22 protein-coding genes are annotated in these 20,817 nt (G+C 72.4%); 9 read left to right on the top strand and 13 right to left on the bottom strand.

Annotated features, from left to right (window positions below):
* Nucleotides 1-49: 49 nt before the first annotated feature.
* From ACSNN8_RS28905 to ACSNN8_RS28890, 4 genes are all read right to left on the bottom strand, one after another.
* A complete protein-coding gene (locus tag ACSNN8_RS28905) occupies nucleotides 50-727 on the bottom strand; it encodes an SDR family NAD(P)-dependent oxidoreductase (protein ID WP_436652940.1) in 678 nt (225 codons plus the stop codon).
* Between the two features lie 25 nt (nucleotides 728-752).
* The gene (locus tag ACSNN8_RS28900; RefSeq protein ID WP_436652938.1) at nucleotides 753-1,481 is read right to left on the bottom strand and encodes an alpha/beta fold hydrolase; all 729 of its coding nucleotides are present in this window, start codon (nucleotides 1,479-1,481) and stop codon (nucleotides 753-755) included.
* Between the two features lie 139 nt (nucleotides 1,482-1,620).
* Nucleotides 1,621-2,133 (bottom strand): alpha/beta fold hydrolase, encoded by a 513-nt coding sequence (locus ACSNN8_RS28895; RefSeq protein WP_436652937.1) that lies wholly within the window; start codon nucleotides 2,131-2,133, stop codon nucleotides 1,621-1,623.
* Nucleotides 2,100-2,417, bottom strand: coding sequence for a hypothetical protein (locus tag ACSNN8_RS28890; RefSeq protein WP_436652935.1), 318 nt, complete (start codon nucleotides 2,415-2,417; stop codon nucleotides 2,100-2,102). Before ACSNN8_RS28890 ends, ACSNN8_RS28895 begins: the two co-directional genes overlap by 34 nt.
* A gap of 260 nt (nucleotides 2,418-2,677) precedes the next feature.
* On the opposite strand from ACSNN8_RS28890, the gene ACSNN8_RS28885 reads away from it, so the two are divergent.
* The 3 genes from ACSNN8_RS28885 (at nucleotide 2,678) to ACSNN8_RS28875 (ending at nucleotide 5,792) form a co-directional block, all read left to right on the top strand.
* A complete protein-coding gene (locus ACSNN8_RS28885) occupies nucleotides 2,678-3,298 on the top strand; it encodes a TetR/AcrR family transcriptional regulator (protein WP_436652933.1) in 621 nt (206 codons plus the stop codon).
* Between the two features lie 131 nt (nucleotides 3,299-3,429).
* The gene (locus ACSNN8_RS28880) at nucleotides 3,430-5,022 is read left to right on the top strand and encodes an APC family permease (RefSeq protein ID WP_436652931.1); all 1,593 of its coding nucleotides are present in this window, start codon (nucleotides 3,430-3,432) and stop codon (nucleotides 5,020-5,022) included.
* A 29-nt stretch (nucleotides 5,023-5,051) separates the two neighbouring features.
* The gene (locus ACSNN8_RS28875; RefSeq protein WP_436652929.1) at nucleotides 5,052-5,792 is read left to right on the top strand and encodes an NAD-dependent epimerase/dehydratase family protein; all 741 of its coding nucleotides are present in this window, start codon (nucleotides 5,052-5,054) and stop codon (nucleotides 5,790-5,792) included.
* Nucleotides 5,793-5,826: 34 nt separating this feature from the next.
* On the opposite strand, the gene ACSNN8_RS28870 is transcribed toward ACSNN8_RS28875, so the two are convergent.
* Together ACSNN8_RS28870 and ACSNN8_RS28865 are read right to left on the bottom strand one after the other, a co-directional pair.
* Nucleotides 5,827-5,964 carry a hypothetical protein gene (locus ACSNN8_RS28870; protein WP_436652928.1) on the bottom strand — a complete coding sequence of 46 codons (138 nt, stop codon included), beginning with the start codon at nucleotides 5,962-5,964 and terminating at the stop codon, nucleotides 5,827-5,829.
* On the bottom strand, nucleotides 5,961-6,221 hold the full coding sequence (locus ACSNN8_RS28865) for a hypothetical protein (RefSeq protein ID WP_436652926.1): 261 nt from the start codon (nucleotides 6,219-6,221) through the stop codon (nucleotides 5,961-5,963). Before ACSNN8_RS28865 ends, ACSNN8_RS28870 begins: the two co-directional genes overlap by 4 nt.
* Nucleotides 6,222-6,640: 419 nt before the next feature.
* On the opposite strand from ACSNN8_RS28865, the gene ACSNN8_RS28860 reads away from it, so the two are divergent.
* The 3 genes from ACSNN8_RS28860 (at nucleotide 6,641) to ACSNN8_RS28850 (ending at nucleotide 10,451) form a co-directional block, all read left to right on the top strand.
* Nucleotides 6,641-8,614 carry an ABC1 kinase family protein gene (locus ACSNN8_RS28860; RefSeq protein WP_436652925.1) on the top strand — a complete coding sequence of 658 codons (1,974 nt, stop codon included), beginning with the start codon at nucleotides 6,641-6,643 and terminating at the stop codon, nucleotides 8,612-8,614.
* A 111-nt stretch (nucleotides 8,615-8,725) separates the two neighbouring features.
* A complete protein-coding gene (locus ACSNN8_RS28855) occupies nucleotides 8,726-9,286 on the top strand; it encodes a TetR/AcrR family transcriptional regulator (protein ID WP_436652923.1) in 561 nt (186 codons plus the stop codon).
* A 76-nt stretch (nucleotides 9,287-9,362) separates the two neighbouring features.
* Nucleotides 9,363-10,451 carry a M15 family metallopeptidase gene (locus ACSNN8_RS28850; RefSeq protein ID WP_436652922.1) on the top strand — a complete coding sequence of 363 codons (1,089 nt, stop codon included), beginning with the start codon at nucleotides 9,363-9,365 and terminating at the stop codon, nucleotides 10,449-10,451.
* Between the two features lie 46 nt (nucleotides 10,452-10,497).
* Here the strand turns inward: ACSNN8_RS28850 and paaK are convergent, their stop codons facing one another.
* The 6 genes from paaK to ACSNN8_RS28820 form a co-directional block, all read right to left on the bottom strand.
* Nucleotides 10,498-11,760: a phenylacetate--CoA ligase PaaK gene (gene paaK, locus ACSNN8_RS28845; RefSeq protein ID WP_436652920.1), complete on the bottom strand. Its 1,263-nt coding sequence runs from the start codon at nucleotides 11,758-11,760 to the stop codon at nucleotides 10,498-10,500.
* Nucleotides 11,760-12,995 (bottom strand): aminotransferase class I/II-fold pyridoxal phosphate-dependent enzyme, encoded by a 1,236-nt coding sequence (locus ACSNN8_RS28840; RefSeq protein ID WP_436652918.1) that lies wholly within the window; start codon nucleotides 12,993-12,995, stop codon nucleotides 11,760-11,762. The genes paaK and ACSNN8_RS28840 overlap by 1 nt, the downstream gene beginning before the upstream one ends.
* 348 nt (nucleotides 12,996-13,343) lie before the next feature.
* Nucleotides 13,344-13,739 (bottom strand): hypothetical protein, encoded by a 396-nt coding sequence (locus ACSNN8_RS28835; RefSeq protein ID WP_436652917.1) that lies wholly within the window; start codon nucleotides 13,737-13,739, stop codon nucleotides 13,344-13,346.
* Nucleotides 13,740-13,947: 208 nt separating this feature from the next.
* Nucleotides 13,948-14,442 (bottom strand): hypothetical protein, encoded by a 495-nt coding sequence (locus ACSNN8_RS28830; RefSeq protein ID WP_436652916.1) that lies wholly within the window; start codon nucleotides 14,440-14,442, stop codon nucleotides 13,948-13,950.
* Between the two features lie 480 nt (nucleotides 14,443-14,922).
* Nucleotides 14,923-16,230: a PQQ-dependent sugar dehydrogenase gene (locus ACSNN8_RS28825; protein WP_436652914.1), complete on the bottom strand. Its 1,308-nt coding sequence runs from the start codon at nucleotides 16,228-16,230 to the stop codon at nucleotides 14,923-14,925.
* A gap of 9 nt (nucleotides 16,231-16,239) precedes the next feature.
* A complete protein-coding gene (locus ACSNN8_RS28820) occupies nucleotides 16,240-16,680 on the bottom strand; it encodes an Lrp/AsnC family transcriptional regulator (RefSeq protein ID WP_436652913.1) in 441 nt (146 codons plus the stop codon).
* A 131-nt stretch (nucleotides 16,681-16,811) separates the two neighbouring features.
* Between ACSNN8_RS28820 and ACSNN8_RS28815 the strand changes: the two genes are divergently transcribed.
* The 3 genes from ACSNN8_RS28815 to ACSNN8_RS28805 are packed head-to-tail and all read left to right on the top strand — an operon-like array spanning nucleotide 16,812 to nucleotide 20,340.
* Nucleotides 16,812-17,894: a thiamine pyrophosphate-dependent dehydrogenase E1 component subunit alpha gene (locus tag ACSNN8_RS28815; RefSeq protein WP_436652912.1), complete on the top strand. Its 1,083-nt coding sequence runs from the start codon at nucleotides 16,812-16,814 to the stop codon at nucleotides 17,892-17,894.
* The gene (locus ACSNN8_RS28810; RefSeq protein WP_436652910.1) at nucleotides 17,891-18,880 is read left to right on the top strand and encodes an alpha-ketoacid dehydrogenase subunit beta; all 990 of its coding nucleotides are present in this window, start codon (nucleotides 17,891-17,893) and stop codon (nucleotides 18,878-18,880) included. The genes ACSNN8_RS28815 and ACSNN8_RS28810 overlap by 4 nt, the downstream gene beginning before the upstream one ends.
* Nucleotides 18,877-20,340 carry a dihydrolipoamide acetyltransferase family protein gene (locus tag ACSNN8_RS28805; protein WP_436652909.1) on the top strand — a complete coding sequence of 488 codons (1,464 nt, stop codon included), beginning with the start codon at nucleotides 18,877-18,879 and terminating at the stop codon, nucleotides 20,338-20,340. The genes ACSNN8_RS28810 and ACSNN8_RS28805 overlap by 4 nt, the downstream gene beginning before the upstream one ends.
* A gap of 22 nt (nucleotides 20,341-20,362) precedes the next feature.
* Here the strand turns inward: ACSNN8_RS28805 and ACSNN8_RS28800 are convergent, their stop codons facing one another.
* Nucleotides 20,363-20,800: a DUF6174 domain-containing protein gene (locus ACSNN8_RS28800; protein ID WP_436652907.1), complete on the bottom strand. Its 438-nt coding sequence runs from the start codon at nucleotides 20,798-20,800 to the stop codon at nucleotides 20,363-20,365.
* Nucleotides 20,801-20,817 lie beyond the last annotated feature (17 nt).

Below are 20,817 nucleotides of genomic sequence, written 5' to 3'. Positions count from 1 at the left end.
GTGCCTGCGTCATGTCGACTCTTCGCGTCTCAGGCGTGGAACGCGGTGGTCACTGGCCGTCGAAGTAGATGTCGGTGCTCCACTGGGCGGGCGGCTGGGTGTGCAGCGTCCAGTAGTTCCCGGCGATGACGTCGGGGTCGAAAGGGGTGCCGGGGGCGATGCCGCCGGCGACGGTGACCCCGGCGACGTGCACACCGTCGGGGGCGAGCTCCTCGGCGAGCATGGTCACGGCGGCGCGTACGCCCACCTTGCCCAGGGACAGGCTGCCGAGCCGTGCCGACGGGTGGCGCGCCACCCCGCCGCCCGTGATGAGCAGGGTGCCGGACCGGGCGGCGCGCATGGCGGGCGTGAAGACCTGGGCGGTGGTGATCCCGCCGAGCACGTTGATGGCGTACGTGTGCTGGAGCTCTTCGGCGGCGGTGGCGAGCAGGCTGTCCGGCCTCACGACCGCGGCGTTGTAGACCACGACGCCGGGCGTGATGCGCTGCGACAGCTGCTCGAGCCCGGTCCGGAAGCCTGTCACGTCGCCGGCGTCGGCGGTGAAGGTGTCGACCGTGGCGCCGTCGGCCCGCAGCTCGTCGGCGAGCTTGGCCAGGTTGTCCGCGTCGCGGGCCACGAGGGTGATGGCGAAGCCTTCGCGGGCGAAGCGGCGGGCCACGGCGAGGCCGAGGCCGGGGCCGGCGCCGATGACTAGGGCGTGCTGAGGGTCCAGTGTGTTGTCCGACATGGTGATCTCTCTTTCGAAGGTGCCCTCAGGCGGCGGCGTGGGCGGCGGCGGCCAGGATCGCGTCGATCGTGACCTGGGGCTGGGAGATCATCGAGACGTGCGAGCCGGTCGCCTCGGTGATCGTCGAACCGGCCCGTTCGGCCATCGAGCGCTGCACGGCGGGCGGGATCACCCTGTCCTCGGTGCCGACGACCGCCCAGCTCGGCAAGGTCTTCCAGGCGGCCCTGATCGACGGGGCGGTGTTGGCGCTCAACGTGATCGGCCGCTGCCCGGCGGCGATCAGCCAGCGCTCGTCCTCCGGCAGGTCCTGGGCGAACGCCTCGTGCACGGCCGACGGCTTGAGGAACGCCTCGGCGTCGCCCTGAGGCGCGCCCGGATAGCCGGCGATGTCGAACACCACGGTGGGGTCCGGGACGTCGAAGGCCGAGCCCGAACCGCCCAGGATCTGAAAGACCGTCTCGCCCTCCTGGGGCAGGAACGCGTCGACGTAGACCAGGGCCCGCACGTCACCGCCGTCGGTCGCCGCATTGGTGATCACGGTGCCGCCGTACGAGTGGCCGACCAGCACGACCGGGCCGGTGGTGCGCTGAGCGAGAAAGGACGAGACGTACGCCGCGTCGGTGGCGATCCCGCGCAGCTGATTGGTCGGGGCGAGTACGGTCAGTCCCCGCCCGCGCAGGGCGGTCGTGACGGCGTTCCAGCTGGACGCGTCGGCCCAGGCTCCGTGCACGAGGACGATCGTCGGTTGTGTCATGTCTTTCCTCCGGACAATTGCGGCGGACCATTTCCGCCGGACGGATCAGGCCGTACTGCGATAAGGGACTCTTGCGAGTCGAACGGCGCGAGGACATCGGCCTCAACGCTGATCGAGCGCCTCGGGCGTGTGGTGGCCGTCAGCGGGCGGCGGCTTCGATCACGCTGATGACCTGGGCGGGGTGGCTGACCATGACGGCGTGCGAGGAGTCGACTTCGGTGGTGTGGGCCTTGGCGCGCGCAGCCATGTAACGCTCCAGGTTCGGGGCGATGGCATGGTCGTGCCGGGCGACGAGGTAGTAGGTCGGAACGGTGTGCCAGGCGGCCGCGGCGACCGGCTCGCTGAAGGCGGCGGCGTCGAGGGGTTCCTGCGTCGTGGCCATGTCGGCCGCCGTGGTCCGGTGGACGTCGCCGGCGATGACGCTGCGGAACGCGGCCGGGTCGACGTAGAGGTCGGCGCTGTCGGGTCCCGTGGAGACCTGCTGCAGCGGCAGCGCCGGAAGCGGGTCCTTGACCGGGGTGGCGTTGAGCGGGCCGAGGGTCTCCCCGGTGTCCGGGGCGAACGCGGCGATGTAGACCAGCGCCTTGACGGCCGGGTCGCCGGCGGCCGCGGCGCCGATCACCGCGCCGCCGTACGAGTGTCCGACCAGCACGACCGGCCACCGATGGAGTCGACCAGGCTCTTGACCGCCGCGGCGTCGGAGGCGACACCGCGCTGAGGTGTGGACGCGGCGCGGACCGAGTAGCCGGCTTTGTGCAGCCGCTCGATGACGCCGTCCCAGCTCGAGGAGGTGGCCCACGCCCCGTGCACCAGAACGATGGTCGGCTTGGGCGGGTGGTGCGCGGAAGCCTGGGCGGGAAGCGCCAGAGCCAGGCCGGCGGCCACCGCGGCCGCCCCGGCGCCGCCGGCAAGGCTCCGGGCGATGTGCTTGCGCATGAGTGAACCAATCTTGTCCGGCCGGGAGCATCCCGCCCCGGCACACGATGAATCCCGCCGCAGGCGCAGCGAGGCGATTACCGATCGACGGCGTGAACGGGTGAAATCCCGCCGACTTCGGGAGGAGAACGTCACCGGCGATCGGCGACCATGGCAGCGAGCGTATTCACCATAGGCTCCTATATTCAATATCTGTACCTGTGGCGAGCGCGACATCGGGTGCGGGCGCTGCCGCGGACGACCGCCGCTACCATCTGGGCGTGACTACCGAGCGCTACCACTCGCCTCGCCGCGCCGAGGCGGCTGCCGCCACGCGGGCCGCGATCCTGGAAGCCGGTAGGCGGCTGTTCGTCACGCAGGGCTACGCCTCGACGACCGTGCCGCAGATCGCCCGCTCGTCCGGCGTTGCCGTTCCGACCGTGTACACCAGCACGGGTGGGAAGGCGGACATCCTGGCGGCGCTGCTCGAGCCGGCGGCGGGGGATCCCTCCATCGCCGAGTACCTGGCCATCATCGTCGCGTCCACCGACGCCGTCGAGATCATCCGGCTGACCGGCGAAGCGGTCCGGCGTACCCACGAACGGCACTGGGAGACGATCACGCGGCTGTTCCCGCAGTGTCAGTTCGAACCGGGAACCGCCGAACTCTACGAACGGACGACCCAGCGATTCGAAGCGGCGCTGGGTCAGGTCGCCGACCGTCTGATAGCCCTCGACGCGGTGCGCGAAGCGCTCGACCGGACCACCGTTCACGATCTGGTCTGGTTCTATTTCGGCGCCGCCGCCTGGCCGACCCTGATCCGCGATCGCGGCTGGACCTTCGACCGGGCGCAGGAATGGCTCACCGAGCAGTTGACGACCGCTCTGTTGCCGCATTCGTAGTGCCCGCATCCCGTTCCGAACACCCGTCCACCCGACCGTGTGAACCCTGCGTGCGGCTGCGTGCATGGTCACCGGCGGGGTAAGCGGCGCCGCGCCGCGGCTCGCCGGCGCGGTGCGAGGGATGGGTGTGCATGACGGAGACAACTTCAACGCCGGGCGACGAACGCGGTCGGGGGTTGCGGCGCGGTGTCGGACCGTTCGGCTCGTTCGCGGCCGGCTTCTCGTTCGTGTCGATCCTCACGACGGTGTTCCAGCTGTTCGGCCTCGGGTTCGGCTTCGGCGGCGCCGCGTTCTTCTGGACGTGGCCCGCGGTGTTCGCCGGGCAGCTGCTGGTCTCGTTGTGCTTCGCCGAGCTGGTGGCCCGGTATCCGATCTCCGGCGCGATCTTCCAGTGGTCCAGTCGCCTGGCCGGCACCGATATCGGCTGGTTCACCGGCTGGGTGATGGTCGTCGGGCAGATGCTGACCGTCGCGACGGCGGCGATCGCGATGCAGACCGTGCTGCCGGCCATCTGGTCCGGGTTCCAGGTCGTCGGCGGGCCGGGCGCCCCGGCCGACCCGACCACGGCGACCGGCGCGCAGAACGCGGTCCTGATCGGTCTGGTGGTGCTCGTGCTGAGCACCGGGATCAACATCGGTGGTGTACGGATGATGGCGGTCTTCAACTCGATCGGCGTGACCATCGAGATCGTCGGCGTCATCGCGCTGGTGGTCGTGCTGTTGCTGCTGTCGGAGCGGGGCTCCGGGGTCGTGCTGACGACCACCGGGGCGGCCGAGGGGCCGTACCTGCCGCTGTGGCTGGCGTCGTCACTGGTGGCGGCGTACGTGCTGGTCGGTCTGGACTCCGCCGGTGAGCTGGCGGAGGAGACGAGGAGCCCGCGGCGGCTGACCCCGAAGACGATCGTCCGGGCGTTGCTGGCGTCCGGCGTCGGGGGACTGCTGCTGATCCTCGCCGGTATCCTCGCCGCGCCGAGCCTGACCGACGGCACGCTCAGCGAGAAGGGCCTGGCCTGGGTGGTCACCAGCCGGGTGGGCGGCGTCGGCGCGTCGGTCCTGCTGGCGGCCGTGGCGATGGCCATCTTCGCGTGCACGCTGGCCGTGCAGGCGTCCGGCACGCGCATGCTGTTCTCGATGGCCCGGGAGGGCACGGTGCCGTTCTCCCGCCGGCTGCGCACGGTGTCCGACCGTACGGGAACGCCGGTGGCCGGCTCGATCGTGGTCGGCGCCGGCGCCGCGATCGTGCTGGCGGTGAACTGGAACCAGCAGGCGGTGTTCACCGCGCTGGCCTCGACGGCTGTCGCGATGCTGTACCTGGCGTACCTCGGGGTGACGCTGCCGCTGCTGGTGAAGCGGATCCGCCGGGGCGGTCTGGAGCAGGGCGTCGCGGAGGACGGCAAGCCGCTGTTCTCGCTGGGCCGCTTCGGCGTCCCGATCACCGTCGCGGCTGTGCTCTACCAGATCGGCATGGTCGTGAACCTGCTCTGGCCCCGCGCGGCCGTCTACGACCTGACCGGTCGCACGTGGTGGCTGCAGTGGAGCGCCCTGCTGTTCCTCACGCTCGTCCTGGTGGTCGGCGCCGCGGTTCACCTGCGGACCCGGCTGCGCCGGCAGGGGCCGATCGTGCTCGACCCCCTGGCCACGTCGGCGTATCCGCTGGAGAGTGATTCCGCCCGGACGGGCAGCGCGCCGTCCGCTGTCGCCTCGGATGGGCGCCCGGGTGATTGATCGGCGCGCCGGTGGTTATTCGCCTGGGCATGGATCCTCGGCGGGTACTTCTCACCGGCGCGCAAGGGCGCGTCGCCACGCAACTGCTCCCGGCACTGCGGGAGCGGTGGGAGCTGCGGCTGCTCGACCACGCCGGCGGGGACGGTGACGACCTCGGCGCTCCGCTGCTGGTCGGTGAGCTGACCGACCGCGAGCTGCTGGGCAAGGCGCTCGACGGTGTCGACGCGGTCGTCCACCTGGCCGGCAACCCGGACCCGGAAGCGCCGTGGCGGGAGCTGCGCGAGCCGAATGTCGAGGGCTTCGCAGTGCTGCTCGACGTGGCGCACGAGCGTGGCGTGCGCCGGGTGGTGTTCGCCAGCTCGGTGCACGCGATGGGCGCGCACGAGGGGCGGCGGCACTGGCCGCTCGATCCCGCCTGGCCGCCGGCCCCGTGCTGTTCGTACGGTGCCACCAAGGCCTTCGACGAGGCGCTGGCCCGGGCGTACGACTACCGCACCGGCCTGTCGCTGATCGGCCTTCGCCTGGGCCTGTGCGCGCCGGAGGCGACGCCGGAGCAGGCGGCGGCGGGCTGGCTGCGCCCGGCGGACCTGCAACGCATCGTCGTCGGCGCGCTGGAGACCGACGTACGGTTCGGCATCTACCACGCGGTGTCGTGGGGCGCCCGGCACCGGTGGGACCTCGGCGCCACGATGGCCGATCTGGGATACGAGCCGGACCGCGACGTCGAGGACCCGCCGGCGACCGACGAGCTCATCACCTGCCGCCCGTGAGGACCACGACGGCGGGGACAGCGTAGGGCTCGGGTCAGCGCCTGATGGGCCGCCGGGCGGCCAGCGCTTCGAGGGCGTCGCGGCCGCTGACGTCGTGCCGGTCGATGTGCAGATGCTGAAGGTGCTCCAGGTCTTTCCACATCCGCCGCAGGCGGGTTCCGAAGTTCTTCATGCCACCACCCTCGCGTGCCCGGCCCCCGCGGACGAGTGGCAGGAATGCCAACATGCAAGCAAATCCTGCCGTGTCGCGTCCGCCAAGGCGCCGAGCGTGATCTGCCGCACGACCGCCGCGGGTTGCAGCCCGCCGGCGGACATGCAGGACTCGCCGACCACCGAGAGGACGGTGATCGAATCGTGCAGTGGGGCCCGCGCGGCGACGTCGTGCACGCTCAGCGTCGAGGTCTTCCCGTGACCGTCCACAGAGACCACCAGCGCGCGGTCCGGTGTGAGGTGGACCGGGGAGCGGACGGCGGGATACTCGTACCCTCCGAGGTCTTCGAAGTTCCTGATCCCGTACGTCCGGAGCCGGTCGCCCAGCGGAGGTCGAACGTCGCGGCCCCCGGCGTGTACGCGAACGAGCCGAGGGCGCGCGGCGCCTTGGCCCGCGCCCGAACTGGAGCGTCACCGCGTCGAGGCGGTACAGCACGCCGTTGCGGTAGCCCTTCGAGCAGGCGACCAGGACTTCGCCGCGGTCCATCGATGGATCGCAACATCGACCGCCGGGCCGGTGGTGAGCGTCGGCGGGGCGACCGAGCGGGGGAGGAGCCCCCGCGACGGCGTGAGCCACGCCCCGGCGTTGCGGGCGGCGGGGCGGTGCGGATCGGGCGGTCCCGATATCGTCGGTCGGCGTGGAGCAGACGATCGCGGCGGTGCTGTTCGTTCCGACGATCATCGTGACGGTGCTGATCTTCGCCACGGTGATCCGGCGGCTGCTCGGCGTGCGCGTCAGCCTGGTCCGCACGCTGCTGGCCGCCGTGCTGGCGCTCGTGATCACGACGCCAATCCTGACCGCCCTGGCGCCGGCGGACCCGTCGGCGGTCGGCGGCGGCGAGGCGTTCCTGCTCGGCACCGCGTCGATCGTCGTGGCGGCGCTGCTCGCGATGGCGGCGCTGGTGGTGCTCGAGGTGCTGCTGCCGACCGGCTCGCTGCCCGGGCCGGTGGAGGCGTGGCGGGGCGCCCGGCGGAGGATCGCGCGGACCCGCCGCTACGCCACCATCGTGCGGATCGCGCTGCGGCACGGGCTCGGCCGGTTCCTGCGGGGACGGCCACCGGCCGGGCCGGCGTCGGCCGCGGCACGCCGGCGGCTGGCCCGCTCGCTGCGGGCGGCCCTCGACGAGGGTGGCGTCACGTTCGTCAAGGTGGGGCAGCTGCTGTCCACCCGGCGGGACCTGCTGCCCACCGAGTTCGTCGACGAGCTGACCGCGCTGCAGGACCGGGTGGCGCCGGTGCCGTGGCCGCAGGTCGCCGCGGTTCTGACCGCCGAGCTGGGCCGGCCCATCGAGGAGGCGTTCCGCGACATCGACGAGGAGCCGCTGGCCGCGGCGTCGGTGGCTCAGGTGCACGCGGCCCGGCTGCCCGACGGCACCGAGGTCGTCGTCAAGGTGCAGCGGCCGGGCGTCGCCACGGTCGTGGAGCGCGACCTGGACATCCTGTTCCGGCTGGCGGATCTGCTCGAGGACCGCACGTCGTGGGGGCGGACCTTCGGCGTACGGGGTCTGGCCGCCGGCTTCGCGGAGGCGCTGCGCGAGGAGCTCGACTTCACTGTGGAGCGCGACAACCTGCAGTCGATGGCCGCGGCGCTGGCCGGGTCGCCGGGGCGGGGGCTGCAGGTGCCCACGGCGTACGCGGAACTCAGCTCCGAGCGCGTGCTGGTGATGGGTCGCCTGCCCGGCACGCCGCTGGGGGCGGCCGGCGACGTGCTCGACCGGCTGGGCGCCGAGCGGCGCGCCGCCCTGGCGGCCGGGCTGCTGGACAGCATGCTCGACCAGATCCTCGTGCACGGCGTCTTCCACGTCGACCTGCACCCCGGCAACCTGCTGATCGGCGACGACGGCGAGCTCGGCATGCTCGACCTGGGCTCGGTGGGCCGGATCGACGCCGTGACCCGTACGGCGATCGGCCAGCTGCTGCTGGCAGTGGGGCGCGGCGACGCGGTGGGCGTCAGCGACGCGCTGCTGCGGCTGCTCGACCGGCCGGACGCGGTCGACGAGCGGGAGCTGCAACGGGTGGTCGGCGCGCTGATCGTGCGGTACGCCGCGCCGGGCAGCACGGTCGGCGTGGCGGCGGTCGCGGCGATCCTGCAGACGTTCACGGCGCACGGCCTCGGCGTACCGCCGTCGGTCGCGGCCGTCTTCCGGGCCGTCACCACCCTCGAGGGCACGCTCGCGCTGATCCACTCCGGGTTCGACCTCGTGGGCCAGGCCCGCGCCTCCGCCCGGCGGCGGATCACCGAGACGTTCACGGTGGGCAACGTGCGCGACGCCCTCGAGCAGGAGCTCGTCGCGCTGCTGCCGCTGCTGCGCGGCCTGCCCCGGCGCCTCGACCGGATCGGCGACGCGGTGGAGCACGGGCGGCTGCGGTTCACCGTACGGCTGTTCGCCGACGAGCAGGACCGCCGGCTGGTGACCGGCCTGCTCCACCAGACGCTGCTCGCCCTCATCGGCGCGACCGCCGGAGTGATGGCCGCCCTGCTGCTCGGCGCCGGCGGCGGGCCCCGGGTCACCACCGGGATCACCCTGTTCCCGCTGCTGGGCTACGGCCTGCTGGTCGTCTCGGTGGTGCTTGTCCTGCGCGTGCTGGTCACCATCTTCCGGCGCGAGTGACGTGCACGGTCTCGCCTCACGCACACCATGCCGGCGGACGCTCACCCCGCCCGGCGACGGGGGAGGGGTAATGTAAGAGGCCACTCACATCGGCGCGGGCGGGAGGACGGCGTGTCACCGAAACGGGGCTACCATCACGGCGACCTGCGCGCGGCGCTGATCGACGCGAGCTTCGAGCTGCTCGCGGAGGGCGGCCTCGAGCGCTTCTCGGTCGCCGCCGTGGCGCGGCGCCTCGGGGTGAGCTCCGCGGCGCCGTACCGCCATTTCCCCGATCGGGCCCGCCTGCTCAGTGCCGTCTCGGGGGCCGCCGCCCGCGACCTGCGCGCCGAGATCCTCGCGGCCGACGGGGGCGACCTGGCCGCGGCCGCCGGGGCGTACGTGCGTTTCGTCGTCCGCACCGGGGCCGGCTTCCCGGTCATCTTCGCCGCGGAGCTGTACGCCGTGCCCGACGACGACCGCCGCGACCACACCCGGGCGCTGATGACCACGATGCTCGACCTGGCGCCCGCGCCCACGCAGCCGCAGTCGGTGCAGCTGGTCGAGGCCACGATCGCCGTCGCCCACGGCTACGCGTCGCTGTACCTCGACGGCTTCTTCTCCCGCAGCGCCCACCCCGTCGACGACATCGCCGCCCGAGCAGTCGAGGCCGCCCGCAACCTGACAACCTCGTAGCAGCGTCGCCGCCCGCAACCGCACCGCACCCGGATGGTGGCCGGGGCGGCACCCGGGGGCCCGGAGTCTCTCTCGGGTGACGACACGACAGGAACTCCGACCGGATCGCAAGGTTCGCGCCCGAGCCCGCCGGGCCCTCACCGCTCCGCTCCTGGCGGCCCTCGCCGCCGGCCTGGTGGTCACCGCGCAGCCGGTGCCGGTGCAGGCCGCGCCGCCCGTGGTGGCGCAGACGTGGACGACGCTGATGTACCGCAGCCTCACCCGCCAGCAGGTCGCGGCGACGCTGCGCACCACCATCGCCGCCCAGCAGGCCACCGTGACGACCCTGAACGCCGAGCTGGCCACGGCCACCACCGCGAACACCCTCGCGCAGACGCAGCTGACCGCCGCCACCACGGCCGACACCGCCGCGCGGGCCCGCCGAACCGCCGCTCTGACCGCCCTGTCCACCGCCCAGCAGAACCTCGCCAAGGCGACGAAGAAGAAGCCGCGCAGCAACGCCGCCATCACCCGCGCCAAGAACGCGGTCGCCACCGCCACCAAGACCCTGGCGCTGCGCAGGACGGAGGCGCACAAAGCCGCGGCGGCCCTCGCGACCGCCACCGCCGCTCAGAAGTCCGCCGCCACGGCCGTCACCACCGCCACCGCCGACCGGGACGCCGCCGCGACCGCGGTCACCGTGACCCAGACGAAGCTCGCCACCCTGCCGACCGCGTACTCGCTGGCCGACCAGGCCGCGACGATCAGCCGCGACGTGGTCACCCAGACCCGCGGCGCGTTCACGACCGCGGACACCACGCTGGTCAACGGCACCACTGTGCACAAGAGCGTGGCGTACGCCTTCCGGCGCATGGTGGACGACGCCCGCGCCAACGGCATCGTGCTGACCGCCGGCGGCTTCCGCACCAGGGAGCGCCAGATCGAGCTGCGCAAGATCAACGGCTGCCCGGACGTGTGGACCGCGCCCTCCTCGTCGTGCCGCGTGCCGACGGCGATCCCGGGCCGCTCGCTGCACGAGCTCGGCATGGCCGTCGACGTCAGCCAGAACGGCCGCACGCTTACCCGCACGAGCACCGGCTTCAAGTGGCTGCAGGCGCACGCCAAGGCGTACGGCTTCGTGAACCTGCCCTCGGAGCCGTGGCACTGGTCCATCACCGGCGGCTGAGCCGCGGGCGGGCGGGCACGGACGATCCGTGCCCGCCTCCTTGTCGTCAGCGGTTGTCGACGATCCGGCGGGCCTTGCCGGCGGAGCGCTCCAGCGCGTCCGGCGCCACCACGTCGACCCGCACGCTGACGCCCACGTTGTGTTTCACGAGGGCGGCCAGGTCGCGGGCAAGGGCTTTGCCGTCGGCGGCGCCGGTGCGCGCCTCGACGCGTACGGTCAGCTCGTCCAGGCGGTCCGGGCGGTCGAGCACGCACTGGTAGTGCGGGGCCAGGCCCGGCACCCGCAGGATCAGCTCCTCGATCTGCGTGGGGAAGACGTTGACCCCGCGCACGATCATCATGTCGTCGGTGCGGCCGGTCACCTTCTCCATCCGGCGCATCGTGCGGGCCGTGCCCGGCAGCAGCCGGCTCAGATCGCGCGTGCGGTAGCGGATGATGGGCATGGCCTCCTTGGTGAGCGAGGTGAACACGAGCTCGCCCCGCTCGCCGTCGGGCAGCGACCGCCCGGAGCCGGGATCGATGATCTCGGGGTAGAAGTGGTCCTCCCAGACGTGCAACCCGTCCTTGGTCTCCACCACCTCGGCCGCCACGCCCGGCCCGATCACCTCGGACAGCCCGTAGATGTCGACCGCGTCGATGCCCAGCCGCTGCTCCATCTCGCGGCGCATGTCCTCGGTCCACGGCTCGGCCCCGAAGATGCCCACGCGCAGCGACGTCGCCCGCGGGTCGATGCCCTGCCGGTCCATCTCGTCGACGATCGTCAGCATGTAGCTGGGCGTCACCATGATGATGTCCGGCTCGAAGTCCGCGATCAGCCGCACCTGCCGCTCGGTCATGCCGCCCGACACGGGGACGACCGTGCAGCCCAGCCTTTCGGCGCCGTAGTGCGCGCCCAGCCCGCCGGTGAAGAGCCCATAGCCGTACGCCACGTGGACGCGATCGCCCGGGCGGCCGCCCGCCGCCCGGATCGAGCGGGCCATCACGTCCGCCCACATGTCGAGGTCGGCCTGCGTGTAGCCGACCACGGTGGGGCGGCCCGTGGTGCCGCTGGACGCGTGGATCCGCGCGATCCGCTCGCGCGGAACGGCGAACATGCCGTACGGGTAGGTCTCGCGCAGATCGTCCTTTGTGGTGAACGGGAACTGCGCGAGGTCGGCGAGGCTGCGGCAGTCCTCGGGGCGTACGCCGGCCTCGTCGAACTTGCGGCGGTAGAGCGGCACGTTGGCGTACGCGTGCCGCAGGGTCTGCTGCAACCGACGGAGCTGGAGCGCGCGCAGCTCGTCGGGCGACGCCGTCTCGATGGCGTCCATCAGGCCGTGGGGCGGCGCTGCCCGGGCACGGCGGGACGCAGCGCGCCGTCGTGGGCGAGCTCCGTGAGTACGGCGTTGAGGTCGTCCACCTGCTGCTCGGTGTGCGCGGCGGTGAGCTGCACCCGGAAGCCGATCTCGTCGCGCGGCACGCCGGGGTAGGGCGCGAGCGTCACGTACTGGCCGGCGCTCCACAGCCGCTCGGACACGTCGATGAGGTCGTGGTCGGGCGAGATGGGGATCTCGACGACCGGGGTGTCGTGCACGTTGAGCGTGTGCACGCCCAGACCTCGTACGTGGGAGAGCAGTTTCGCCGTGAGCCGGTAGAGGTGCGCGCGCAGCTCGTCGCCGCGCTTCTCGTTCACGTCGAGCCCGGCCATGACCGTGGCCAGCGACGCCACCGGCGACGGGCCCGAGTAGAGGTAGGTCGGGGCGTCCACCTTGAGCTTGTTCTTCACCGCCGTGGGCAGCGCGAGATAGGCCAGGAGCGACGAGTACGCCTTGGAGAAGCCCCCGACCAGGATGATGTTGTCGTACGTCTCGCCGCTGTGCTTGACGATCGCGTTGCCGCGCATGCCGTACGGGGAGAGCTCGATCTCGCTGCGCTCGCCGATCACCCCCATGCCGTGCGCGTCGTCGACGTAGAGCGTGGCGTCGTACTCCCGGCACAGCGCGGCATAGCGGCGCAGGTCCGGGATGTCGCCGGTCATGCTGTTGACGCCGTCCATGCACACCATGACCGGCCGCGCGGTGGCCTCCTTGAGCAGCCGCTCGAGCTCCTCGAGGTCGCCGCTGCGGAACCGCGTCATCGTGGCTCCCTGACCGCGCGCGAACACGCAGCCGTCGTAGATCGTGCGGTGCGCGCGGCTCTCCATGATGAGCGTGCCCTTGCCGATCAGCGCCGGGATCACCCCGAGGTGGATCTGCGAGATCGTGGGCAGCAGCAGCACGTCCTCGGCGCCGAGCAGCTCGCTCAGGCGCTCCTCGAGCTGCGGGTAGAGCTGCGGGCTGCCGAGCATGCGCGACCAGCTGGGGTGGGTGCCCCAGCGGCGCAGCTGCGGCTCGACGGACTCGATGACCTCCTCGTCGAGGTCGAACCCGAGGTAGTTGCAGGAGGCCCAGTCGACCAGCCAGTCCCGGCCGATCCTGATGCGGCGGCCGTCGATCTCCTCGATGACCGCGTCGTACATCCGGCTGTTGACCCGAAGGTCCTCGATGTCATGGGTTTGGGCCGGCATGTCGTACCCCTTTCATGATTCTCGTTCACGAAAGGCCTACCCTCATGATCGTCGGTCAACCCGATTGGTCAGACAGATCCGCACCACACCACGCCACACCACGCCGTGCCGGGCACCGGCCGGGAGCGACGCTGGAGAGTGAGGCGTTCGCGGCCTCGGTCCAGCTGCGCGCAGTCTCCGCGACGAGCGCGGGCGCCGCGCCGACGGACGCTTCCGGATTTGTGCACGCTGCGTGCGAACGATCGTGAAGCCACTCAGGGCGCGTGCGCGGATGTGCCGAGTTGAGTGCCCGCGATCAGGGGTAGGGCTGGTCCGTACGAGCGAAGCGCATCGGCTGATCTGCTGGGGTCAAGACGGCTTTCGCGCGTAGCCGCACTCATCATGCACCCAGCGGTCGAGGTAGGCAGCCCGCTCTTTCGGCGAGTCCACGACCTGCAACCATTCGGCCGACGCCCGCTTCATCTGTCGGACCGCAGCCGCATCCCGTTCCGGCGATCCTGTCCCAGGAGCGTCCATTGCGTCCGTTAGTTCGCCCCAGATCAACCACTGATTCCGCGATATCTCGGACAGTTCGTCATTGAATGCTCCGGACATACCTGCAGCGGCGAGGCCTGAGAAGTACGCGCCCGCCTCATAGGTATGGTGGTCCTCCTCGGCATGAAGTACTCGGCGGGCCTGGTCTATGGTTGCTGCCAGGAAGCCAGGAAGCCCGGTTTCCCGGTCCCATTCCCATCCCGATGTCACGCCTACGATTCTATCCCGCTCCGTGCCATCGCTGACGGGCCACAGCGCCGAACTGACATGCCGCCGTCCGCGTGTGGCAGCCGGAAGACCCCTGACGCCTCGTAGTCCGGCGCGGTCGCGGAACCGGGCCGTCCACTTCCAGCAGTGGAACGGCCGGGGATCGGTCACGCGTACGACGGGGACTTGTCTGCTCCCGGGCCTTACGGTCTCACCATGCCGGCGGTCGGTCGATGACGACCACCCGATCGTTCTCGGGGAGGAAGCCGAGGACCGGATGCTCGGCCGGCTTGCCCATCTCGCCATCCATCAATACCGGCTTGCCGAGGTGCCGGCCGACTGTCCGGAAAAATTTGCAGAACTCGTCGAGCTGCTCCTGACCCTGTATTTCGCGCAGGTTCAGATCAAAGTCGATCTCCTCGACCGCAGAGAACCTGAAGATCATCAGCATGCGGGCGGACGGCCATACCCGTAGAGCCGGGCACTCCGAGTCGGGTTCCCGGCCCAGGATCGCCGCCGCGGTGGGTAGCGGCAGGACCGTCTCACCTTCGCAGTATTCGAACCGCCAGCCGCGCGCGACGATGAGATCGAGGAGAGCCTGCCAGTCCGCCACCGAGGTATGCGGAACGCAGGCATCGGGAAGTGATCCCATCAAAGCCGGATCAAAGAGTTCCTGAACGTCGTCCCAGAGCAGGTCAGCGGCCACGCGGTCATCATGTCGAACGCGTCCCGCTGACGGCATCCGGATTTGCCGCAGACAACGCGCGCCCTGTTTGCGGTATCCGTAACGGCGCGTGAGCAGTGGACGACGCTGACCCCAGCCTCCGACGGTCGGACGATGGCCGCCAGGTGGGAGCGTTCGCGAGGGCGCCACCGCGGAGCCCCATCGCCGCAGGCGCCGTCGGACTCGCCGGGGCGTTCGGTCCCACGAGAGCGTGCCGATCGCCTGGAGGCGCAGCCGATAGCGCTCGGTGCGTCAGGCGGTGCTGAGACATCGTCGATGGGGTGCGCCACCGCGTCCGGCTCGAGCACCACGATCGCGCGCTGCCCGTCGAACGCCGCCGCGAGAGATCCCATCCAGCCCGCGCCTCCCGGCGGACTGCTACGAGCAGTCGCGCTGCGGCATGTGGCACGGCACGAGCACCGGCATCCGGGCCGCGGCAGCGGCGTCTGTGACGAGCCGGCGTCACCGCCCCGGGCCGGCCGCGATCCGGTAGATGGCGCCGGCGTAGTCGTCGCTGACGTACAGCGCGTCGTCCGGGCCCTGCACGGCCATCACGGGCCGGCCCCAGCGGGAGCCGTCCTCGAGCTGGAAACCGGTGAGCAGCGTCTGCTGCGGGCCGAGCGTGCCGCCGCGCCAGGCGAAGAACGACACCTCGGGCGGGCGCGGCGGGTTGCGGTTCCACGAGCCGTGGATGCCGGCCAGCGCGCCGTCGCCGTAGCCGCCGGGCACGTCGGTGACGAAGCTCAGGCCCAGCGGCGCCGAGTGGGCGCCCATGCCCTGCTCGATGCGCGGCAGCTTGGCGCAGTCGAGCTGGGAGCCGTCCCTGTTGGTGTCGGGGTCCCGCAGGAACGGCCGCCGGGTGTAGCTGAGGGCCCCGGCGTCGAGGTCCGGGTCCGGGTTGCAGTACGGCCACCCGAGGTCGCGTCCCTGGGTGAGCCGGGCGAGCGGCTCCAGCGGGTGGTCGTTGACGTACGCCTCCTCGACCTCGCCCTGCTGGGTCGGCACGTTGTCGCGGTTGTTCACGGCGGTCCAGAGGTCGCCGTTGGGCGCGATCGCGAGCCCGGTGCCGTTGCGCACGCCCCGCGCGAACGTCCGCAGCTCCCCACCGGCCGGCTTGACCAGGATCGCGGCACGCTCCGGCCGGGCGTCGCGGTCCTCGGCGGAGATGTTGCCGGTCGAGCCCACCGAGATGTAGAGCGCCTTGTCCCGGCCGACCACCACGGTCTTGAGCGCGTGCGCGTACTTGCCGCCGAGCTCCGCGCTCTTCTCGTCGGGCAACCCGTCGATCACGACACGCTTGCCGCTCACCCGGCCCGAGGCGTACGTGAAAGCGTCCACCTGGTCGCTCTCCGCCACGTAGAGCGTGGTCCCGTCGAAGGCCAGCCCGTGCGGCTGGTTGAGCCCGCCGACCAGCGTCTCCTGCCCGCCGGAGGTCAGCGCCAGCACGTCGCCGGACTCGGGCCGCGACACGAGCAGCCTGCCGTCCGGGGCCCAGGCGAGCAGCCGCGCGCCCGGCACCCGCGCCCACACGCTGACCGTCCACCCGGGTGGCGCCTGCACCGTGCGCGGCCGGTCGAACGGCGCCTGGCCGTTGCCGCCGCGCACCTCGGTGGCGACGAGGCGCTGCACGGGCGCCGACTCCGAGGCCGCTGCGGATGCCGACGCCGCGGGCGCCTCGGGCTGCCTCGGCGCCGCGGCCGGCTCGGCGGAGCAGGCGGCCAGTCCGGCGACGAGGCCGCAGGCCACCATCGCACGCGGGAAACTTCTCATCCGTACCCCTTACCCCGGTTCGGCTTCTTCGAAGACGAGCAGCGTCCGCGTGTTCACGACGCCGGGCATGCCCTGGATCTCGTCGAGCACCAGCCGGCCCAGTGCCGCGTTGTCCGGCGCGCGCACCAGCATGATGACGTCGAACTCGCCGCCGACCAGCGCCAGGTGCACGACGCCCGGCAGCGCGCGCAGCCGCTCGCCGACGTCGCGCCACTCCGCCTGGTTGAGGTTCACGGTGACGTACGCCGAGGTGCCCAGCCCCGCCGCGACCGGATCGACGTCGGCGCGGAAGCCGCGGATCACGTTGGTCGCCCGCAGCCGCTCGACCCGGGCGTACGCGTTGGCGCGCGAGATGTGCAGCCGCTCGGCCAGCGTCCGCATCGACATGCGCCCGTCGTGGGTGAGCTCGGCCAGGATCCGCCGGTCGATGTCGTCGAGCGCCTGAGCCACTTGTCTCGCCACCCCGCCCCGGTCGCCGCGCCTGCTGGACGATCGGCTCCCGGAAAGCGCCGACCGCGATACATCTTCTCGCTTCCGCGCCAGTAGTGGAATCCAAATGGCAACGGGGCCAGCATGACGTCATGACAGGTGACGCACACCACCTTCTGCCCTCCGCCACGCCTGTGACCCTCATCGATGCGAACGGCCACCCCGTCGCCGACGCGGGACACGACCTGCCCGACCGCGAAGCCCTGCGGCAAGCGCTTTCCGCGCTGATCACCGCGCGGCGCCTCAACGACCAGGCGTACGCCCTGGTGCGGCAGGGCCGGCTGGCCGTCTACCCCTCCTCGCACGGACAGGAGGCCTGCCAGGTCGCCGCCGCCCAGGTGCTGGCCGACGGGGACTGGCTGTTCCCGACCTACCGCGACACCGTGGCGGTGGTCGGCCGCGGCGTCGACCCGGTCGAGGCGCTGACGCTGCTCAAGGGCGACTGGCACTGCGGCTGGGACCCGTACGAGCACCGGGTCGCCCCGCACACCACGCCGCTGGCGACCCAGCTCCCGCACGCCGTCGGGGTGGCCCACGCCGCCCGGCTGCGCGGCGAGCCCGGCGTCGTGATGGCCCTCTGCGGTGACGGCGGCACCAGCGAGGGCGACTTCCACGAGGCGCTCAACTTCGCCGCGGTGCTGCGCGCGCCGGTCGTCTTCCTGGTCCAGAACAACGAGTACGCGATCAGCGTGCCGCTGGCCCGGCAGACGGCCGCCCCGTCGCTGGCGCACAAGAGCATCGGGTACGGCATCCCGGGCGAGCGCGTCGACGGCAACGACGCGGCCGCCCTGCTCGCCGTGCTCGGGCAAGCGGTTTCCCGGGCCCGCGCGGGCGGCGGCCCGCAGCTGGTCGAGGCGCACACGTACCGGATGCAGGCGCACACCAACGCCGACGACGCCACCCGTTACCGCACACCCGAGGAGGTCGAGGCGTGGGTCGCCCGCGACCCGCTGGTGCGCCTCACCCGCTACCTCGACCTGCCCGCCGCGGAGGTCGCCGCCCTGCACGAGGAGGCGGAGCGCGTCGCCGCCCACCTGCGCGACGGCCTCAACCGCGACATCGAGCCGGACGCCGCTCAGCTGTTCGCCCACGTCTACGCGTCACCCACGCCCCAGTTGCGGGAGCAAGCCCTTTCCCTGGCCGACGAGCTCGATCGCGAGGTGCCCGCGCGATGACCCACGAGAAGCTGACGATGGCGCAGGCGCTCAACCGGGCGCTGCGCGACGCGATGACCGACGACCCCACCGTGGTCGTGTTCGGCGAGGACGTGGGCCCGCTCGGCGGCGTCTTCCGGGTCACCGACGGGCTGACCGCCGCGTTCGGCGAGGACCGCTGCTTCGACACCCCGCTGGCCGAGTCGGGCATCGTGGGGGTCGCGGTCGGGATGGCGATGAACGGCATGCGCCCGGTCGTGGAGATGCAGTTCGACGCGTTCGCGTACCCGGCGTTCGAGCAGATCGTCAGCCACGTCGCGAAGATGCGCAACCGCACCCGCGGGCGGGTCGCGCTGCCGATGGTCATCCGGATCCCGTACGCCGGGGGCATCGGCGGCGTGGAGCACCACTGCGACTCGTCGGAGGCCTACTACGCGCACACGCCCGGCCTGCACGTGGTCACGCCGTCGACGCCCGGGGACGCGTACGCCCTCATGCGGGAGGCGGTCGCCGCGCCCGACCCGGTCGTGTTCCTCGAGCCCAAGAAGCTGTACTGGGCCAAGGAGGAGGTCGCGCTCGGCCCGTCCGCGTCGCCCGTGATCGGCCGGGCCGTCGTCCGCCGCCCCGGCACCGACGCGACGCTGATCGCGTACGGCCCGAGCGTGCCCGTCGCCCTGGAGGCCGCCGAGGTCGCCGACCGCGAGGGCCGCAGCCTGCAGGTGGTCGACGTCCGCTCGATCGTGCCGTTCGACGACGAGACCGTCTGCGCCGCCGTCCGCGCCACCGGCCGCGCGGTCGTGGTCGCCGAGGCCCCCGGGTTCGCGAGCGTCGCCTCCGAGATCGCCGCCCGCGTCACCGAACGCTGCTTCCACTCGCTGGCCGCGCCGGTCCGCCGCGTCACCGGCTTCGACATCCCCTACCCGCCGCCCAAGTCCGAGCACCTGTACCTGCCCGGCGTGGACCGCATCCTCGACGCCGTCGACGACCTGCAGTGGGAGGACTCGTGAGCGACCAGGTGTTCCGGCTGCCCGACCTCGGCGAGGGCCTGACCGAGGCCGAGGTGGTGCGCTGGCTGGTGTCCGACGGCGACCTCGTCGAGGTGGATCAGCCGGTGGTCGAGGTGGAGACGGCGAAGTCGCTGGTCGAGGTCCCCACCCCGTACGCCGGGCGGGTCGCCACCCGGCACGCGCCCGAGGGGTCGGTGCTCGAAGTGGGCAAGCCGCTGCTGACCGTCGCGCTCGCCGACACCCCCGCCGAGGCGTACCGCGAGGAGGAGCGCGCCGGCTCGGGCAACGTCCTCATCGGGTACGGCACCCCGGGCGCCGCGGCGTCACCCGGCCGCCGCCGTCGTCCCCGCTCAGCCGTCACCCATCCGCCGTCCGCACCCGTGGCCCCCTCCGCGGCTGCGCCCTCCGCGGCTGCGCCCTTCTCCGCCTCGCCCGCGTCTGCCTCTGCCACGCCTGTCGGGCCGCCTGTGCCGCCGGCGTCCGCGGCTCCGGTCCGGGCTCGCCGCGTGCCGCTCGTCGTGTCGCCGCTGGTGCGTCGCCTGGCCCGCGAGCGCGGCGTGGACCTGCGCGCGGTCGAGGGCTCCGGCCCCGACGGCCTGATCGTCCGCGCCGACGTCGAGCGCCTGCTGTCCGCCCCGCCCGCGCCCGCCCTCGCCGCGCCTGCCGCCGTTTCGGCCGCGCCCGCCGCGGTTTCGGTCGCGCCCGCCGCCGTCCCTGCCGTTCCCGCCGCCGTCCCTGCCGTTCCCGCCGCGGTTCCGGCCGCTTCCGCCGCGGTTTCGGCCGCTTCGGCTCCCGGGGAGCGCCGCACTCCGCTCTCCGGGTTCCGCCGCGCGGTCTCCGCGGCCCTGTCGCGCAGCCGCTCCGAGATCCCCGAGGCCACCGTCTGGGTCGACGTCGACGCCACCCTGCTGTGGGAGCTGCGCGAGGCCACCCGCCCCGGCCCCGGCCTGCTCGCCTATCTGGCCCGCTTCGTCGTGGCCGCCCTCAAGGAGTACCCGGTCTTCAACTCCCGGGTGGACACCGAGCGCCAGGAGATCGTCGAGCTCGACCGCATCGACCTCGGGATCGCCGTCCAGGGCTCGCGCGGCCTGGTCGTCCCCGCCGTCACCGACGCCGGCGCCCTGACCACCACCCGGCTGGACGAGGAGATCCGCCGCGTGACCGAGGCCGCCCGTGAAGGCAGGGTCCTCGGCGCCGGCACCTTCACCCTCAACAACTACGGCAGCTTCCGCGTCGACGGCAGCGCCGCCATCATCAACCATCCGCAGGTGGCCATCCTCGGCTTCGGCCGCATCCTGGACCGCCCGTGGGTGGTCGACGGCCGGATCTGCGTCCGCAAAATCACGCAGATGAGCTTCGTCTTCGACCACCGGGTCAGCGACGGCGCCACCGCGGCCGGCTTCATGCGGGCCGTGGCCGACGCCGTCGAGAACCCGGCGTCGGCGATCGCGAGGCTCTGACCGGCCGGGAGGCAGGGCGCGGCTAGCCTCGCTCGAACGCCGTGACCGTGTAGCAGCTCTCGTCGTCGGTCGAGTTCTCCGCCGGGTCGATGGTGATCCGCGTCGGGTGCCCGTCGGCCGGGTCGGTCTCGATCCGGGCCACGTCCGCTCCGGCGCGCCGGGCCTCGTCGAGCTCGTCGGCCAGCCGCCCCAGCGTGGGGATCGTGTCGCTCGGCGAGTCCGCCACGGTGCGCCGGGCGGGCTCGTCCAGCCCCTCGGCATGCGTCACGCGGCCGTCGCGCACCGTGATGCGATAGCGGCCGATCAGCGCCCGTTCCCCGCACTGCGAGTCGAGCTCGTACGTGTAGGCCGCCGGCTCCTCCCACGACAGCGCTGCCTCGTGCTCCTGCGGCCCGTCGCAACCGGCCAGGACACCCACCACCGCGGCCGAGGCGGCCCATCGCCGTACGTGTGAAGACATGGCTGGTACGACGGGCG

It is taken from the genome of Actinoplanes sp. URMC 104 (assembly GCF_051386375.1).
GTDB lineage: Bacteria > Actinomycetota > Actinomycetes > Mycobacteriales > Micromonosporaceae > Actinoplanes.
This window is presented reverse-complemented; position numbering and strand designations above follow the sequence as displayed.

Coding starts and splice junctions, on each gene's coding strand:
- ACSNN8_RS28825 (WP_436652914.1), bottom strand. CDS start 16,230: ATGAGAAGTTTCCCGCGTGCGATGGTGGCCTGCGGCCTCGTCGCCGGA.
- ACSNN8_RS28815 (WP_436652912.1), top strand. CDS start 16,812: ATGACAGGTGACGCACACCACCTTCTGCCCTCCGCCACGCCTGTGACC.
- ACSNN8_RS28800 (WP_436652907.1), bottom strand. CDS start 20,800: ATGTCTTCACACGTACGGCGATGGGCCGCCTCGGCCGCGGTGGTGGGT.
- ACSNN8_RS28900 (WP_436652938.1), bottom strand. CDS start 1,481: ATGACACAACCGACGATCGTCCTCGTGCACGGAGCCTGGGCCGACGCG.
- ACSNN8_RS28905 (WP_436652940.1), bottom strand. CDS start 727: ATGTCGGACAACACACTGGACCCTCAGCACGCCCTAGTCATCGGCGCC.
- ACSNN8_RS28880 (WP_436652931.1), top strand. CDS start 3,430: ATGACGGAGACAACTTCAACGCCGGGCGACGAACGCGGTCGGGGGTTG.
- paaK (WP_436652920.1), bottom strand. CDS start 11,760: ATGGACGCCATCGAGACGGCGTCGCCCGACGAGCTGCGCGCGCTCCAG.
- ACSNN8_RS28840 (WP_436652918.1), bottom strand. CDS start 12,995: ATGCCGGCCCAAACCCATGACATCGAGGACCTTCGGGTCAACAGCCGG.
- ACSNN8_RS28810 (WP_436652910.1), top strand. CDS start 17,891: ATGACCCACGAGAAGCTGACGATGGCGCAGGCGCTCAACCGGGCGCTG.
- ACSNN8_RS28875 (WP_436652929.1), top strand. CDS start 5,052: ATGGATCCTCGGCGGGTACTTCTCACCGGCGCGCAAGGGCGCGTCGCC.
- ACSNN8_RS28870 (WP_436652928.1), bottom strand. CDS start 5,964: ATGAAGAACTTCGGAACCCGCCTGCGGCGGATGTGGAAAGACCTGGAG.
- ACSNN8_RS28890 (WP_436652935.1), bottom strand. CDS start 2,417: ATGCGCAAGCACATCGCCCGGAGCCTTGCCGGCGGCGCCGGGGCGGCC.